At 66.9% G+C, this 14906-nt stretch carries 15 protein-coding genes and 1 pseudogene; 6 read left to right on the forward strand and 10 right to left on the reverse strand.

The window, feature by feature from the left end; genetic code table 11:
* Nucleotides 1-7 precede the first annotated feature (7 nt).
* Nucleotides 8-781, reverse strand: a complete 774-nt coding sequence (locus B4M62_RS13495) for an SDR family NAD(P)-dependent oxidoreductase (protein WP_290713928.1) — start codon at nucleotides 779-781, stop codon at nucleotides 8-10.
* Nucleotides 778-1749: an NADPH:quinone oxidoreductase family protein gene (locus B4M62_RS13500; RefSeq protein ID WP_290713930.1), complete on the reverse strand. Its 972-nt coding sequence runs from the start codon at nucleotides 1747-1749 to the stop codon at nucleotides 778-780. The genes B4M62_RS13495 and B4M62_RS13500 overlap by 4 nt, the downstream gene beginning before the upstream one ends.
* 64 nt (nucleotides 1750-1813) lie before the next feature.
* Here B4M62_RS13500 and B4M62_RS13505 point away from each other — a divergent pair, with 64 nt between their 5' ends.
* The gene (locus B4M62_RS13505) at nucleotides 1814-2479 is read left to right on the forward strand and encodes a class I SAM-dependent methyltransferase (RefSeq protein ID WP_290713932.1); all 666 of its coding nucleotides are present in this window, start codon (nucleotides 1814-1816) and stop codon (nucleotides 2477-2479) included.
* 97 nt (nucleotides 2480-2576) lie between these two features.
* On the opposite strand, the gene B4M62_RS13510 is transcribed toward B4M62_RS13505, so the two are convergent.
* The 5 genes from B4M62_RS13510 to B4M62_RS13530 form a co-directional block, all read right to left on the reverse strand.
* Entirely contained in the window at nucleotides 2577-3434 is an 858-nt protein-coding gene (locus tag B4M62_RS13510) for an LLM class F420-dependent oxidoreductase (protein ID WP_290713934.1), read from the reverse strand.
* Nucleotides 3435-3575: 141 nt separating this feature from the next.
* Nucleotides 3576-4577, reverse strand: a complete 1002-nt coding sequence (locus B4M62_RS13515; protein WP_414651848.1) for a prenyltransferase — start codon at nucleotides 4575-4577, stop codon at nucleotides 3576-3578.
* 80 nt (nucleotides 4578-4657) lie between these two features.
* The gene (locus tag B4M62_RS13520; protein WP_290713938.1) at nucleotides 4658-5371 is read right to left on the reverse strand and encodes a class I SAM-dependent methyltransferase; all 714 of its coding nucleotides are present in this window, start codon (nucleotides 5369-5371) and stop codon (nucleotides 4658-4660) included.
* Entirely contained in the window at nucleotides 5365-6678 is a 1314-nt protein-coding gene (locus B4M62_RS13525; RefSeq protein WP_290713959.1) for a glycosyltransferase family 4 protein, read from the reverse strand. Before B4M62_RS13525 ends, B4M62_RS13520 begins: the two co-directional genes overlap by 7 nt.
* A 31-nt stretch (nucleotides 6679-6709) precedes the next feature.
* Nucleotides 6710-8377, reverse strand: a complete 1668-nt coding sequence (locus B4M62_RS13530) for an FAD-dependent oxidoreductase (protein WP_290713940.1) — start codon at nucleotides 8375-8377, stop codon at nucleotides 6710-6712.
* Nucleotides 8378-8462: 85 nt separating this feature from the next.
* On the opposite strand from B4M62_RS13530, the gene B4M62_RS13535 reads away from it, so the two are divergent.
* The 3 genes from B4M62_RS13535 to B4M62_RS13545 all read left to right on the forward strand — a co-directional run bounded on the left by B4M62_RS13535 (nucleotide 8463) and on the right by B4M62_RS13545 (nucleotide 11024).
* Nucleotides 8463-9296, forward strand: a complete 834-nt coding sequence (locus B4M62_RS13535) for an acyl-[acyl-carrier-protein] thioesterase (protein ID WP_414651849.1) — start codon at nucleotides 8463-8465, stop codon at nucleotides 9294-9296.
* 52 nt (nucleotides 9297-9348) lie between these two features.
* Entirely contained in the window at nucleotides 9349-10128 is a 780-nt protein-coding gene (locus B4M62_RS13540; protein WP_290713944.1) for a site-2 protease family protein, read from the forward strand.
* A 131-nt stretch (nucleotides 10129-10259) separates the two neighbouring features.
* Entirely contained in the window at nucleotides 10260-11024 is a 765-nt protein-coding gene (locus B4M62_RS13545; protein ID WP_290713947.1) for a hypothetical protein, read from the forward strand.
* 78 nt (nucleotides 11025-11102) lie between these two features.
* Here B4M62_RS13545 and B4M62_RS13550 read toward each other — a convergent pair whose 3' ends face one another.
* The 3 genes from B4M62_RS13550 to B4M62_RS13560 all read right to left on the reverse strand — a co-directional run bounded on the left by B4M62_RS13550 (nucleotide 11103) and on the right by B4M62_RS13560 (nucleotide 13225).
* Nucleotides 11103-11735, reverse strand: coding sequence for a TetR/AcrR family transcriptional regulator (locus B4M62_RS13550; protein WP_290713949.1), 633 nt, complete (start codon nucleotides 11733-11735; stop codon nucleotides 11103-11105).
* 75 nt (nucleotides 11736-11810) lie between these two features.
* A complete protein-coding gene (locus tag B4M62_RS13555; protein ID WP_290713951.1) occupies nucleotides 11811-12347 on the reverse strand; it encodes a DUF3558 domain-containing protein in 537 nt (178 codons plus the stop codon).
* The gene (locus tag B4M62_RS13560; protein ID WP_290713952.1) at nucleotides 12344-13225 is read right to left on the reverse strand and encodes a DUF3558 family protein; all 882 of its coding nucleotides are present in this window, start codon (nucleotides 13223-13225) and stop codon (nucleotides 12344-12346) included. The genes B4M62_RS13555 and B4M62_RS13560 overlap by 4 nt, the downstream gene beginning before the upstream one ends.
* A 268-nt stretch (nucleotides 13226-13493) precedes the next feature.
* Between B4M62_RS13560 and B4M62_RS13565 the strand changes: the two genes are divergently transcribed.
* Nucleotides 13494-14456, forward strand: a complete 963-nt coding sequence (locus B4M62_RS13565; RefSeq protein WP_290713953.1) for an alpha/beta hydrolase — start codon at nucleotides 13494-13496, stop codon at nucleotides 14454-14456.
* Between the two features lie 94 nt (nucleotides 14457-14550).
* Nucleotides 14551-14906: pseudogene (locus B4M62_RS13570) on the forward strand (acetoacetate decarboxylase); the annotation flags it as partial.

Below are 14906 nucleotides of genomic sequence, written 5' to 3' on the forward strand. Positions count from 1 at the left end.
GCAGCCTTCAACCCGGCGCCATCAGTGCCCGTACCCGGTCGAGTACATCGGGATAGCGCTGCAGGTGGGACCCACCACCGATGTCGAGGGCGGCTCCGGTCATCCACGCGGTCTGGTCCGAGGCCAGAAAGGTGATGGTCGCCGCGACGTCCTCCGGGGTGCCGGCCCGGCCCAGCGGTGTGTTGTCGAGATAGTCCTGGCGCAAGCCGGGAATGAACCCGACCCCCTCGGTCAGCGGGGTATCGACGAAACCTGGTTGCACCGCGTTCACCCGGACCCCGCGCGGTGCCAATTCGAGTGCGGCGACCTCGACGAGCATCGTCACCCCCGCCTTCGCGGCGCAATAGGACGCCATGCCGGTGCCGGGCTGCCGGGCGTTGAGCGAGGAAACGCAGATGATCGAGCCGCCGTCGACGATGGCCGCGGCGGCGTGTTTGAGGACGAGGAACGTACCGGTCAGGCACACGTCGATCGTCGTGCGCCACGCGGACAGTTCCAGTTCGGCGATCGCCCCGGGAATGGACAGTCCGGCGCAGTTCACGACGACGTCGAGCGGGGCGGACGCAGTCATCACGTCGGCGACCGACTGTTCGACGGTGACGTCGAGTCCCATCGCAGTGACCCCGTCGCCGAATTCGTCGGCAACGGCGGTCGCCGCGTCGACGTTGACATCGGCGACCACGACGTCGCAGCCCTCGAGTTGCAACGCCCAGACCGTCGCCAAGCCGATTCCCGACGCCCCGCCCACGACCAGCGCGGCTCGCCTGCGCGCCGGGATCACTCCGGACCCATCACGACGACGGCCTTGCCGCGCACCTTGCCGTCGTACAGGTCTTGCAGTGCCTGTGGCAGCTGGGCCAATGAATAGGTGGCGTCGACCGGCGGGCGCATACCGTCGGCGATCATCTCGGTCAACTCGTCGTGCAGCATCGCCGGCACACCCGGATGGGTCCGGATGTATTCGCCCCAGGCCGCCCCGACGATATCGATGTTGCGGAACAGGACGCGGTTGAGTTTGACGGTCGGGATCCCGCCGCCGGCGAACCCGATGACGACGTATCGGCCGTCTGGCGCGACGGTGCGCAGCGCGTCGTCGAAGACGTCGCCGCCAACCGGGTCGATGAGCACGTCGACGCCGCCACCGGAGAGGTCCTTGACTTTGGCTCCCCAGCCTTCCGCCAACTGTACGACCTCGTCGGCACCGGCTTCGCGCAACATCGTCTCGGCGCCGGTGCGGTGCACGACGGCGATGACCGTGGCGCCCATCTCCTTGGCGACGCGAATCGACGCCGCCCCGACACCGCCGGCCGCACCAAGAACCGCGACGACTTCGCCGGGCGCGGTGTGGGCGCGTAGTTTCAGGGCGAACAGTGCAGTCTGGAAGTTGATACCCATGGCGGCCCCCTGGGCAAAGCTCAACTCTGCGGGCGCAGGCAGCATCTGCTCTGGCACGGCGACCATTCGCTCGGCAAAGCCACCGATCCCGGCGAAGACCAAGACCTTGTCCCCGACCCGGTATTGCCCCCCTTCGGGCGCCGCGCGCACGACGCCGGCGACCTCGGTGCCCGGCGTGAACGGCAGCGGCGGCCGCATCTGGTAGAGCCCCCGGCTCATGAGCACGTCGGGGAAGCAGACCCCGCAGGCCTTGATGTCGATGAGATACTGCCCGGGCCCCGGCACCGGCTCGTCGACGTCGACGAGCTCGAGCCCGCCCGGACCGGTTTCTTCGCGCAGAACCTGTGCCTTCATAGGCTCACATTACCGCCGGGTGGCCACCGTGGAACCGGTTTGCGCGCCGGATACGATCGGGCCTATGGACACGCCCCGACCCCTCCCGTCGACGCTGAGTCAAGAGCGTCTCGACGTCGCTTTGGCCGCCCCCGGATTTCTCCCCCTCGACGAGGCGCTGGCGCTCCACGAGGCCGCGGGATCGTTTCTGGCGCAACCTGACTCGGTCGGGGTCGGGGTCGAAGTGGGAACCTACTGCGGCAAGTCGACGGTCTTCCTGGGCGCCATTGCGGAGGCGCACGGCGCCTTGCTCGCCACCGTCGACCACCATCGGGGGTCGGAGGAGCACCAGCCGGGCTGGGAGTACCACGACACCTCTTTGGTCGATCCGCACACCGGGACACTCGACACGTCGGCACGGTTTCGCCGGACCATGTTCGATGCGGAGCTCGAACAGACCGTTATCGGGATGATTGCGTCGTCGACCATGGGCGCGCGGATGTGGGGCCGCCCGGCCGACTTCGTCTTCATCGACGGCGGGCATTCCATGGCCGCCGCGCAGGCGGACTTCGACGGCTGGTCCCCGTGGGTGCGCCTCGGCGGCGGACTGTTGATCCACGACGTCTTCCCCGACCCCGCCGACGGTGGGCGCCCGCCGTATGAAATCTACCGGCAGGCCCTGGCCGGCGGTCGATTCGAGGAAGTCTCGGCGCACGGTTCACTGCGGGTCCTGCGGCGGGTCGGCGAGTAACTCCAACACTGTCTGAAGTGGGGTGGCCGAGGGCGCGCGGCCGCCGTCCTGGCCCAGGTGCGACGAAGCCGGCGACGGTGGTCGGCGACCTCCGGCGTCAGGCCAAAACCGGCGCCAACCCGAGTTTGCCGGCGAGCTTCGCCAGGTAGCCCGACGCGCGTTCGACGGAGTCGTCGGGCAGGCCGTACAGGACAGTCGTGACGCCGATCTCGCGCCACTTCGCCAGCTTTTCGGGTACCGGCTTGAAGTCGAGGACGACGATCTGCGGATCACCGGTGCGCCCGGCGCCGGACCAGATCTGCTTGAGCAGTCCGACCGAGTTCTCGATGTCGGTCTCACCCGGAGTGGTGATCCAGCCGTCGGCGCTGCGGGCGATCCAGGTGAAGTTCTTCTCGTTGCCGGCGGCGCCGACGAGGACCGGGATCTGCGCCTGAGTCGACTTCGGCCACGCCCAGCTCGGCCCGAATTTCACGAACTCGCCGTCGAACTCCGCTTCCTCCTGCGTCCACAGCGCCCGCATCGCCTCGAGGTACTCGCGCAGCATGGTGCGGCGCCGCTTGGGCGGCACGTTGTGGTCGGCGAGTTCATCGAGGTTCCAGCCGAAGCCGACGCCCAGGGTGACGCGCCCACCAGAGAGGTGGTCAAGCGTGGCGATCGTCTTGGCCAGCGTGATCGGGTCGGACTGCACCGGCAGCGCGACGGCAGTCGCGAGCCGGATCCGCTCGGTGACAGCAGCCGCGGCGGCGAGCGTCGTCCACGGGTCGAGCGTGCGCATGTAACGGTCGTCGGGCAATTCTGCCGTACCGGTGCCGGGGTGGGCGGTATCGCGGCGAGTCGGGATGTGGCCGTGCTCGGGGACGAAGTACGAGGCGAAGCCGGCCGCTTCGATCAACGGGGCCAGGATCTGCGGCGGCAACCCGCGGTCGCTGGTGAACTGCACGATTCCGAACTCCATCGGGCGCCCTCCTGGGCTGGACGAGGCCCGCTCGCGCTCGCGCTCCCGGTACCTGGACAGGTGTCTAGTTGAGAGAACTGTAACACGTTCTAGTGAAATCCGGGATGGCCCCGTCAGCGGCGCGCAGGCCGGTCCGCCGGCTCAGCGAACGGGCAAGGCCTGACGGATATCGCGGAACACGCCGTTGCCGGCGGAGGCGCGACTGATGGCGTCGACGGCCAGCACGACGGCCGCCGAGGTCCAACAGCTCTTCTCGACGGGCCAGCGCTTGCCGTCGGCATAGACCAGCCCCGTCCAGTAGGACCCGTCTGGATCACGTAGATGGCCAATGTCGTCGATGAGCGTCGTCGCCTCGTCGATGCGCCCGAGCGCCTCCATCGCCAAGGCCAACTCACTGGTCTCCGCCCCGGTAACCCATGGCCGGTGGTCGATACAGCGGATTCCCTTGCCCTCGACGACGAACTCGTCCCACCGCCGGTCGATCAGCGCGTGGGCGCGCTCGTCACGCACCGCACCGCCCAGCACCGGGTAGTACCAGTCCATCGAGTGCGACGACGGCTCGGCGAACACCCCGGGCACAACACCGTTGGCCGTCCCGCCGACATCGGAGAACGCTACGGAGAACGCCCGCGCGAGCCGCCCTTGCGCCGCCGACCAACGGGTCGCACAGCCGTCGGCAGCCACTGCCTCGGCGATCTGCACCGCACAGTCCAGCGAGTGGCCGATGCTGGCGTTGCCGGTCAACAGCGCCTCGTCGAACATGGCGGAGGTCTGCGCGTCGGCCGCCCACCGGAACGCGCCGTCGTCCCGCTGGAACCGGCACACCAGGTCTATTGCCGCCCGCACCGTCGGCCACATCGCCGCAAGGAAGCCGGAGTCCCCAGTCACCAGATGGTGGTGCCAGACGCCGACTGCGATGTAGGCACAGAAGTTGCTGTCAATGTTCGCGTCGACGACGCGGCCTTGTTGAAACTCGATGGGCCACGACCCGTCCGGGCGCTGCGTGCAGGCCGACCACCGATACGCGGCCCGCGCCTCGTCGATGAAGCCGGTGACCGAAAGCGCCATCGCCGACTCGATGTGGTCCCACGGATCGGTCTTGCCGCCCGGGAACCACGGCAGCGCTCCGGACGGCTCCTGCATCGCGGCGATGGCGGCACCGGTCGCGCCGACCTGCTGCGCGTCCAGCAGTCCGGGCACCTCCGGGAGTGGGCGATTCACCGCTACCGGGGCTTTTCCAGATAGAGGACCACCGACTTGCCGATCGCCGGGTTGAGCAGCTTCTCCGCCGTTCGGGTCAGGGCGGGGGCGCGCATCATGTCCCACACCAGCAACTGGTGGTAGCCGCGGACCAGCGGGTTGCGCTCGTTGTCAACGCCCACCGCACACTTGATCCACCAGTACGGCGCGTGCAGTGCATGCGCGTGGTCGGTGCCGGCGACCCGCAGTCCCGCCGCCTCCAGCTTCGTTGCGAGTTCGGATGCTCGGTAGATGCGGACGTGCCCGCCCTCCACCTCGTGATACGCATCCGACAACGCCCAGCACACCTTCTCCGGCCAATACCGCGGAACCGTAACCGCGGCCCGACCGCCGGGCTTGAGGATGCGGACCATCTCGGCAATCGCCGCATCGTCGGCCGGCACGTGCTCAAGAATCTCCGACATCAGCACGAGGTCGAACGTGTCGTCCCCGTACGGCAGGTGTAGCGCGTCGCCGACCTCGGCACGGGCTTTCGCCGATGCGGGGACCTGCCCCTCGGCGATCATCGCGTCAAACATCATCCCGACATCGGTCATGTCCGATTCGGACTGGTCGAAGGCGATGACATCGGCACCGCGTCGGAACATCTCAAAGGAATGACGACCCTGTCCGGCGCCGATATCGATCGCGGTGATGCCGGCGCCGACCTCGAGCCGGTCGAAGTCCACGGTCAGCATTGCTCGTCTCCTTTGGCCGCGGAACGGGGCTCCGCCGATTTGCTGTCGTTCGCGGCGCCGGCCGCCTGGTCGATCGCCGCACGGTATTGCTCGGCAGTCTTGGCCGCGACGGCCGCCCAGCTGAAGTTCTCCTCGACCCGCCTGCGGGCCGCCGACCCGAGCTCACTGCGGGCCGCACCGTCGCCGAGTAGCCGCAGGAGCTCCTGGGCGATCGCGCCCGAGTCGCGCGGCGGCACGAGTACCGCCCCCGCACCTGCACCCTCGCCGACGACTTCCGGGATCGCCCCGGCGCGCGTCGCGATCAGCGGTGTGCCACAACTCATCGCCTCAACGGCCGGCAGTGAGAACCCCTCATACAACGACGGGACGCAGGCCACTTCGGCGGTCGCGAGCAGGCCGGCGAGTTCCTCGTCGTCGATGCCGTTGACCACGCGGACATGATCACCGATCGACAACTGCTCGATGAGCCGCGCCGACGGCCCGGTGGGGTCGAGTTTGGAGACCAGTGTCAACTCGACGGAGCGTTCTGCGGCCACCTTGGCGATGGCCTCCAGCAGGTAGGAGACACCTTTCAGCGGCGCATCGGCGCTGGCGATACAGACGACGCGGCCGGGGATGCGCTCAACAGCGGGGCGCGGGGCGAAGGCCTCGGTGTCCACCCCGAGCGGGATCGTGGCGATCCGGCCGACGGGAATGCTGAAGGCTTTCCTGGTATCGACCTCACTGCTGCGAGAAACGGTGAGCAACACCGGGATTCGCCGCGCAACGCGGCCCTGCATGGCCAGGAACGAGTGCCACCGCGCAGCGGTGATCTTGCGCCACCCCCGGGCCGCTTTGATCGCCAGCGAACGATCGCGGGTGATCGGGTGGTGGATCGTTGCGACGAGCGGAAAGCCCATCTTCGGCAGGCGCAGCAGGCCGTAGCCGAGGGACTGGTTGTCATGGATGACGTCGAAGTCGCCGCGCCGCTGGTCGAGCAGCCGGGCGACACGCAGGCTGAACGTGAGCGGCTCACCGAATGCCGCGGTCCACATCTGCCCGACCTCGATCATGTCGATCCAGTCGCGATACTCGCGCAGGCGCGGGGTGCGGAACGGCTCGGGCTCGCCGTAGAGGTCGAGGCTGGGCACCTTGGTCACCCGCACCCCAGCGTCGAGCGTCGATTGATCGAGCTCCGGATAGGGCTGGCCGGAGAAGATCTCCACGTCGTGGCCCAGCTTTGCGAGCTCGCGCGAGAGGTGGCGGACGTAGACGCCCTGGCCGCCGCAGTGCGGCTTGCTCCGGTACGACAGCAGTGCGATACGCAAGGCGCCCGGGGCGCGTTCAGTCGGCATGAATCTATTCTGCCGATTCGGCGGCGGCTTCGAGTGCCGCGACGTCGGTGAACTTGACCCGCGGTCGGCCCGCCTCGCGGCCCGCGGCCTTCTCCGCGGCGTCGATGCTCTTCCACCCCGCCAGATCGATCAGGTGTGCCCCGCGGTCGACGGCGAGTTGCGCGATATCCCCGCGCGACTCCGACGGCTCGGCGAGCTTGTCGTCGATGAAGTCAGCCAGAACGGCCTCGGCGGTCTCTTCGCCGCAGAGCCGATTGCGGCCGATGCCACCGGTCGCCCCGCGTTTGATCCAGCCGGTGACATATACGCCGGTGAGCGGGCCGTCACCCTCGAGGACTCGGCCGGCGTCATTGGGCACGACGCCCAGCGCATCGTCGAACGGCAGATCGGGCACCGCCTCGGCATGGCCCTGGTAACCGATGGAGCGCAAGACCAGATTGGTGTCGATTGCGGAGGTCTCCCCGGTCGGACTGACCGAGACCCCGTCGGTTCTGTCGTCGTAGGAGTTCTTGACGATCGTCATCGAGGTCACCCGGTCGGCGCCGTCGAGGGAGACCGGCGAAGACAGGAACCGGAACACGATGCGGCGGTTGCCGTCGGTGGTGGCCCGCTCCGAGAATTCCCGAGCGAGCCGCAGCTTCGTCCCGATCGTCGAATCGATCTCGTGACCGGCCGCCACAGACGCGGGATCGAGAGCCAGTTCATCGGCGTCGATGATGATGTCGACTCCGTCCACGTCGCCGAGGGCGAGAAATTCGCTGTTCGTGTATGCGGCCTGAGCCACTCCGCGCCGACCGAGGACGACCACTTCGCGGATGGTCGATTCGCGCAGCTTCGCCAGCGCATGGTCGGCGATATCGGTCTTGGCGAGGTCGTCGGGGCTGGTGACCAGGATGCGTGCCACATCGAGCGCCACGTTGCCGTTACCGACGACCACCGCACGCTCACCCGACAAGTCGACGTCGAAGTCCGCATAGTCGGGGTGGCCGTTGTACCAGGCGACGAACTCGGTCGCCGAAATCGAACCGGCCAGCTCCTCACCGGGAATACCCAGGCGCTTGTCGGTCGCGGCACCCACTGCGTAGATCACCGCGTGGTAGCGCTGCGTGAGCTCATCGTGCTTGATGTGCTCGCCGACCTTCACGTTGAGGAAGTAGTTGAAGTTCTTCTTGTTGGCCGTCGACAGGTAGCCGCGCTCGACGAGCTTGGTGGCCGGATGATCGGGTGCGACACCGAAGCGGACCAGCCCGTGCGGGGTGGGGAGCCGGTCGAAGACGTCGACGGTGACGGTTGCCTTGCGAACCAGCGCCTCCGCGGCGTAGAGGGCGGCCGGACCGGCACCGACAATCGCGATATGCAACGGCCGATCGGGCATCGGGGGCGACTTCTTCGGCGGTACCAGCCCGCCGTCGACGTCATGGTCTTTGTAGTAGTCGGCGTTGATCTGCAGATACGGCTCGTCTTTCGCCGCCAACTGGTCGTCGGGGTAGATGGCCTCGACTGGACACTCGTCGATGCAGGCACCACAGTCGATGCAGGTCTCTGGGTCGATGTAGAGCTGTTCGGCGGTCAGAAACCCCGGCTCGTCGGGCGTCGGGTGGATACAGTTGACCGGACAAACGCTGACACAGCTGCCATCGTTACAGCATGGGCGGGTGATAACGTGCGCCATCTGGAGTTACCTCGCGGATCATCAGGTAGAACGTGTTCTAGTTCACTAACTCTATCGTACGGAACCGACCCTATCCACAAAGGAGATCGTGACCACCACCCCCGCCCCGCAACGGCCGCTCGCCGACCCCCCGGACGGCGCTCAATTCTTCGAGGCCCGGTACCGGGTCCGCACCGGCGATGTCGACCAAGACATGCGCGTCCGGCTCGATTCGGTTGCCCGCTACCTGCAAGACATCGCCAACGACAACATCGAAGCGACGGACCTGGTGTCGACCGATCCGTTCTGGATCGTTCGCCGCACCATCGTCGACGTCATCCGCCCGTTCTCGTGGCCGGCGACGGTGACCGCACAGCGGTGGTGCGGCGCACTATCGACGCGGTGGACGAATATGCGGGTGCGCCTCACCGCCGAGCATGAGACCAACCTGTTCAACCCCGAGTCGCGCCCGGACGGCCTGATCGAGACGGAGGCGTTCTGGATCCTCGTCAACGACCAGGGCATTCCGACACGGTTGTCGGACGACACCTTTGCGATGCTGACAGCGATGACCACCGAGCACCGCCTGCGCTGGAAGGCGATGAACCTGGAAAAGGCGCCGGCGGCAGGCAGCGAACCCGACCGCGAGCACGTGCTGCGCGCCACCGACTACGACCCGTTCAAGCATCTCAACAATGCGGCCTACCTGGCCGTGGTCGAGGACGAGGTCCTCGCGCACCCGGAGTTGATCGACGGCCCGCACCGCATGATCGTCGAGTACCTGCGCCCCATCGAGCCGGGCGCCAGGCTGACCATCCGTCGCCTCCGGGAGGACGACCGGTTGACCCTGTGGCTACTGCTCCACGACCCCGACGGCGACCACACCAGAGTCGCCGCCACCATCTCGCTCGGCCCGCTGCCTCCGTCGCCGACCGAGTGAGGTCGAGCGAAGTGAGAAGTTGTCTCGAGCCCGCGCAAGCCGAAAGACCCACGTGACCGCAGCAGCTACTTCCCAGGCCCTTCGGGCCGTCAAGCCCGGACCGGTCTTCGGCTGCCTTGTTCTCGCCGCGGCCGTCGGCGCGACCATGTTGTGGCAGAGCGGCTCGGACTCCGGCACAACGGCGACGGTCGGGGCGCTGTTGTTCGTCCTCGCCGGATGGGTGATCTCCCTATCACTGCACGAGTTCGCGCACGCGTTCACCGCTTACCGCTTCGGTGACACATCGGTGGACACCCGCGGATACCTCACGCTGAACCCGTTGAAGTACACCCATCCGGGCCTGTCGATCGGGTTGCCGCTGCTCATCATCCTGATGGGCGGGATCGGCTTCCCGGGCGGCGCGGTGTACCTGCATCAACAGGGTTTCACCAAACCGCAGCGCACCCAGGTTTCACTGGCGGGTCCGGTTACCAATCTGGTTCTCGGGGTTGCCCTGCTACTCCTCGCGCGTTTCGTCGACGTCGCCGATCGCCAGAACCTGGCCGGAGCCATCGTCATGCTCGGATTTCTGCAGATCACCGCGACCGTGCTAAACATCCTCCCGGTCCCCGGCTTCGACGGCTACGGGGCAATCGAGCCCTACCTATCGGCACCGACCCGGGCGAGCGCGGAGAAGATCGCCCCGTACGGTTTCCTCCTGGTCTTTGCGCTGCTCCTCATTCCGACGCTCAACCGCGCCTTCTTCGACGTCGTCTTCGGCTTCATCGAACTGTTTGGCACCCCCATGGCCCTGATCCGCCACGGTTGGGATCTATTCGTGTTCTGGCGCTGACCACGCTGTTGCGACCACATCCGCCGGACACATCCGCCGACTAGACTCTGCGCTGCCTGAAACACAGGCCACACGAAGGTCCCCGGGCCGGCCGACTAACATCGACCCGTCTAAATCTTCAGGGGGCCACCATGATTCGTTTCGCCATTCTCATCACGATTGTTGCGAGCATCTTCTCATTCCTCGCCTTCCAGCAAGGTGGCGTACTACCGGGCATCATCCTCGCCATCGTGGCGATTGTGCCGATCGCCACCTTCAGCACCGCTGCGGTCCGCGCACGCCACACCGGCCGGCAGGCGCCCTGGAGTTCGGCCGCCAAGTCCGTCATCGCCGTGGCGAGCGTGTTGTTGCTGGCCGGCGTCGCCTACTCGGCGTATTGGATTTTCGCTGCACCGAAGGCGGAGAAGAACCTCACGTACACCAGCGCCTTCAACAAGGCGTGCACGACGCCGCCGAAGTACTTCCCATCCGCCGCCAAGCACGAGGGACCGGGGCCGCACCCGATCGCGGTGTTTTATGACCGGGGCGGGTCGTCGAGCCTGGAACAGCTCCAGTTCGACTACCGGTCCAGTGACGCTTGGACAGCCCGCACTGCCACGCAGGTCCAGCTAGTCGCATGTCTCTCCGACTTCGACCGGGGCGCACAGGTCGGCCAGTGCACGTTCACCAAGGGCACCGCCCCGCTCTACACCGGCACCTACAAAGGGTCGGTCTTCGCGGCGCACACCCACACAAAGGTCGGTGACGTGGAGGTTCCCGGAAGTCCGGCGGCCGACGAGAGCCGCGACTGCCCCTCGCTGATCTACATCAAGGGCGAGGTGAAGGATCAGCAGTTCCACACCCAGCCCGATCCGACCGTGGTGCAGCGCATCCTCGGTCAATACGTGAAGGGCTGAAATCCGCCCTCTACCGACTAACGAAGGGAACATTCCCCTCGGCACCTCACCAGGGGTGAGATTTCAGCAGCTCACGCCTCACGCAGCCCGATAGGCAGCCGACATCATCTGGCCATAGAGCGGGGCCAGATCGTCGGCGGTGAGGTCATTGGCGGAGTCCAGCATGACGCGCACCGCAGCCTCGCAGGAAGACATGAACAACTCGATGAGCGCCGGCTTCTTGCGCTCCAGATCCTCGGTGCCCCACCAATTCTTGAGCGCGGGTGCGATCCAGCGGGTCGACGCCCCGGCGACGACCCTGCGGATCTCGGCGACCGTGGTGGCGAGTTCGGGATCCGGATTGCCCTCGAAGACGATGCGCCACGCGGCGGGACGGTCGGCGACGGCGCCCAGCAGGGCACGGTAGCCATCGACGAAGGCCTGGTCGGGGTCATCGCCGGTCGCGGAATGCAGAGCCCCGAGCGTCGCAGTCAACAGACGCGCGGACTCGCGGTCGAGTAGGGCGTTCACAAGCGAGAAGCGGTCGTCGAAACAGGAATAGACGACGGGCCTGGTCACCCCCATCGCATCCGCGACCGACGCGATGTTCACCGCGCCCAGGCCTGCGCCGACGGCGATCCGGAGCGCGGTGTCGAGCACCTCGGGTCGACGACGGTCGGGCCCAAGGTGTGCGGCGCGCTGTCGGCGCGATGGCGTTGCGGCAGCGGGCATGCAGACAAGCCTAGAACAACTCCTTCGGCCGCGGAGGATTTAGCCGCCGGAGGCCAATAGCCGCGCCCGCCCAGGTCAGGCGCTGGTCTTCAGCACCAGTTCCATCAGCTTCTTGGCGCCGCCGCAGGGGTCGCCCGCCGGCGGACCGGCCGACTCGACGAACCAGGTGTAGACACCACGGCTGGGGGCCTTGGCAGTAACGCCGCAGATGTTGCGGTCGGACTTGGTCTGGGTGAACGCGGAGCTGCCGTTGATCTTGATGTTCTCGGTGGCATAGCCCATCTTCTTGGCGGTGCGCTGCTCGACGGTGACACTGCCCCACTCAAACCAGTTGAACGTCACAGTCATCACCGACGGCCCGAACACAGTCCACCGGCAGATTGCGCCGTTGAACGCGGGTGAGCCGACCGCCCCGCCGACGGCCTTGCCGATCTGCGACGGGCTGAGGATCTGGCACTCCAGCGTGAGCTTGTCGAAGCGGTCGGTGTCGACGTGGCCTTTGGGCTGTGCGACCCCCTCCGGATAGGGCTTTCCGTCGACCGTGCACCCCACCATCCCGAGCACCACTGCCAGGGCCACAATCGTCAGGGCCAAACGCCGCCGTGGACTCATGATGACGACCTCTCAATGGACATGGTCGAAAGCTGGCGGGTGGCGGCACAGATCTGCTCAGTGGTCATGCCCGATGAGGCATCGGCGCGCACCGACCACTCGAAGAAGTCGGCGCCGAACGCGATACCAATCTCGCAAATCGTCTGATCCCAGGCGATGAAGCCCTGGTGCCCTTTGATCTCGACGTCTTTGGTGACGGCACGGGAGAGTTGTTCGGTGGCGCGCTCACGGTCGATCGGCGAGCCGCGGTACCAGTTGAACGACGCGACGGCGCCGGTCCGCAGGTTACTGGCCGACCACTCGCACGACGACGGATTGTTCACCGTGTTCTGCAGACCGGCGAAGGAGGTGATCTGCATGACCTCGTCGGTGCTGACCCCGCCGCATTCGCCGAAGTAGGGACCGCTGCCCGCATCAGCCGGCGCCGTTGGCGGGCCGTTGTCCTTACCGCCGCCGTTCGAGTCCCCGCCGCCGCAGCCGACCACAGTCAGGACCAGCGCTGCCAGCACGGCCACCAGCGCCGTCGACCGAAAGTGGTCCAGGTCGCGGCGCTCCCGTTTCGTCGGACGACCGGCGCCGCGATCGCGGCGGGGCTGACTGGCCAGCACTTCTTTCGACGGCGGGGGTGGACTCTTGTCGATGTAGCAGGCCGAGGCGAGGGGCGCGGATACGCGCTTGGCGACTTCGCGCGCGACCTCCACGACCCGTTCGCGCCCGCCGATACGCACCCGCACCTCGTCGCCGACGGTGATGACCTGCGCCGGCTTAGCGGTGACGCCATTGACGCGGACATGTCCGGCCCGACAGGCGGCCCCCGCGGCCGAGCGAGTCTTGGTCAGTCGGATCGACCAGATCCAGGAGTCAACTCGAGTGGCCATGCGTTCTCCGGTCCAAGGGTGACGGTGTTGCACCAAGAGTAGCGATCGTAGGCGAGGACGACCGGTTTCCAACCGACGCCGACCCTCACTTCACCCGGCAAAGCATCGGTTCCCGCTGGTCCGGTACACCCAGAGCGTCTCAGAACGGCGACTATCCGGCCGCAGCGGTGTGACCTGACAGGGAGTCAACAGGTGTACCGGGTAACCTCGATACCCGCGACTGTCGACGAGAGGACTTGGCGTGCGGGGATTCCGCCTGATTGGACTGATGCTGGCATCAGTGGTGGCCGCTGCCGTCTGTGCGGGAAGCGCACAGGCCGCACCCGCGTCGAGAATCGTCAGCGTCTACGACGACGGGCCGCAGGAGACGACACTGGTCGTCTACTCGGCGGCCATGCGCCAATCATTCCCCATCACCGTGCTGCGCCCGCGGGAGACCGCGAAACCAGCCCCGGTGCTCTACCTCCTCAACGGCGCCGGCGGCGGCGAGGACTCCGCCACCTGGTCGGCGCGAACCACCTACACCAAGTTCTTCAAGAACAAGAACGTCTACGTGGTCACGCCGGTCGGCGGCGCGTTCAGCTACTACACCGACTGGCAGCGCCGCGATCCCGCACTCGGGAAGCCGATGTGGCAGACGTTCCTCACCAGAGAACTTCCACCGTTGATCGACGGCCAGTTCCGCACGACACACCGGAACGCGGTCGCCGGCATCTCCATGGCCGGCACATCAGTGTTCAACCTGGCGATCGCCAAACCAGGGCTGTACCGGTCGATCGCCGCATTCAGCGGGTGCGCCCGCACCAGCGACCCGTTCGGCCAGCAGTACATCAAGATGGTCGTCGACCGGGGTCAGGGCAACATCACCAACATGTGGGGCCCGCTCGGCGGACCCGGCTGGGTCGCGAATGACCCCTACATCCAAGCGCCCCGACTGCGCGGTACCAAGATCTACATGACGACGGGAACCGGGGCACCGGGGACGCATGAGAACATCGGCGACAAGGGCATTCAGGGCGACCCCATCACGCTTGTCAATCAGGCCGTCGTCGGCGGAATGATCGAGACCGCCGTCAACGCGTGCACGCAGGAGATGGCCCAGCGGCTGCGCTCCCTGCGCATTCCCTTCCGACTGACCACCCGCCCCGGCGGTACGCATTCGTGGGGCTATTGGGAGGACGACCTCCACAACACCTGGCCGATGCTGGCCCGCGATCTGCGGACGCGCTGAGGGTCGCTGTGCGACGATAGAAACAAGAACGCGTTCTAGTTTCTAGGGAGTTGCCGTGCCTGCCACCCACCAAGTTCTCGGGAGCACCGTCGAGATGCCGGTGCGCATCCGGAACGCGCGCTGTTTCGTCGCCGGATTCAGCGCGTCGGCCGACGCGGTCCGCAGCGCCATCGCGCCGACCGGACTCACCCCGCTAGTGATCAATCCGATCAGCCTCGATCCCCGCCGATTCGGGCGGCCCCGCACCGTCGCCATGCTGGTGTTCGTGGAATACATCGACGGCGACCTCGGCCCGTACCACGAGTTCGGCGTCTGCTTCCTGGTCAACGATCCGGCCCACCGCGATGCCTCCCCCACGGCATCGATACGCTCACTCATCCGCGGTGACGCCCGCGCACTCATCCACCGCCTCCCCGTCGACGGGGAGTTCACCGGCTCTTCGGACCTAAG

The sequence above is a fragment of the Gordonia sp. UBA5067 genome (assembly GCF_002414845.1).
Taxonomy (GTDB): domain Bacteria; phylum Actinomycetota; class Actinomycetes; order Mycobacteriales; family Mycobacteriaceae; genus Gordonia; species Gordonia defluvii.

What these genes read in the sequence shown, in the direction of transcription:
- B4M62_RS13505 (WP_290713932.1), top strand. Translation starts at nt 1,814, where the DNA reads ATGGACACGCCCCGACCCCTCCCGTCGACGCTGAGTCAAGAGCGTCTC.
- B4M62_RS13560 (WP_290713952.1), bottom strand. Translation starts at nt 13,225, where the DNA reads ATGGCCACTCGAGTTGACTCCTGGATCTGGTCGATCCGACTGACCAAG.
- B4M62_RS13550 (WP_290713949.1), bottom strand. Translation starts at nt 11,735, where the DNA reads ATGCCCGCTGCCGCAACGCCATCGCGCCGACAGCGCGCCGCACACCTT.
- B4M62_RS13515 (WP_414651848.1), bottom strand. Translation starts at nt 4,577, where the DNA reads ATGCAGGAGCCGTCCGGAGCGCTGCCGTGGTTCCCGGGCGGCAAGACC.
- B4M62_RS13545 (WP_290713947.1), top strand. Translation starts at nt 10,260, where the DNA reads ATGATTCGTTTCGCCATTCTCATCACGATTGTTGCGAGCATCTTCTCA.
- B4M62_RS13530 (WP_290713940.1), bottom strand. Translation starts at nt 8,377, where the DNA reads ATGGCGCACGTTATCACCCGCCCATGCTGTAACGATGGCAGCTGTGTC.
- B4M62_RS13510 (WP_290713934.1), bottom strand. Translation starts at nt 3,434, where the DNA reads ATGGAGTTCGGAATCGTGCAGTTCACCAGCGACCGCGGGTTGCCGCCG.
- B4M62_RS13555 (WP_290713951.1), bottom strand. Translation starts at nt 12,347, where the DNA reads ATGAGTCCACGGCGGCGTTTGGCCCTGACGATTGTGGCCCTGGCAGTG.
- B4M62_RS13520 (WP_290713938.1), bottom strand. Translation starts at nt 5,371, where the DNA reads ATGCTGACCGTGGACTTCGACCGGCTCGAGGTCGGCGCCGGCATCACC.
- B4M62_RS13500 (WP_290713930.1), bottom strand. Translation starts at nt 1,749, where the DNA reads ATGAAGGCACAGGTTCTGCGCGAAGAAACCGGTCCGGGCGGGCTCGAG.
- B4M62_RS13565 (WP_290713953.1), top strand. Translation starts at nt 13,494, where the DNA reads ATGCTGGCATCAGTGGTGGCCGCTGCCGTCTGTGCGGGAAGCGCACAG.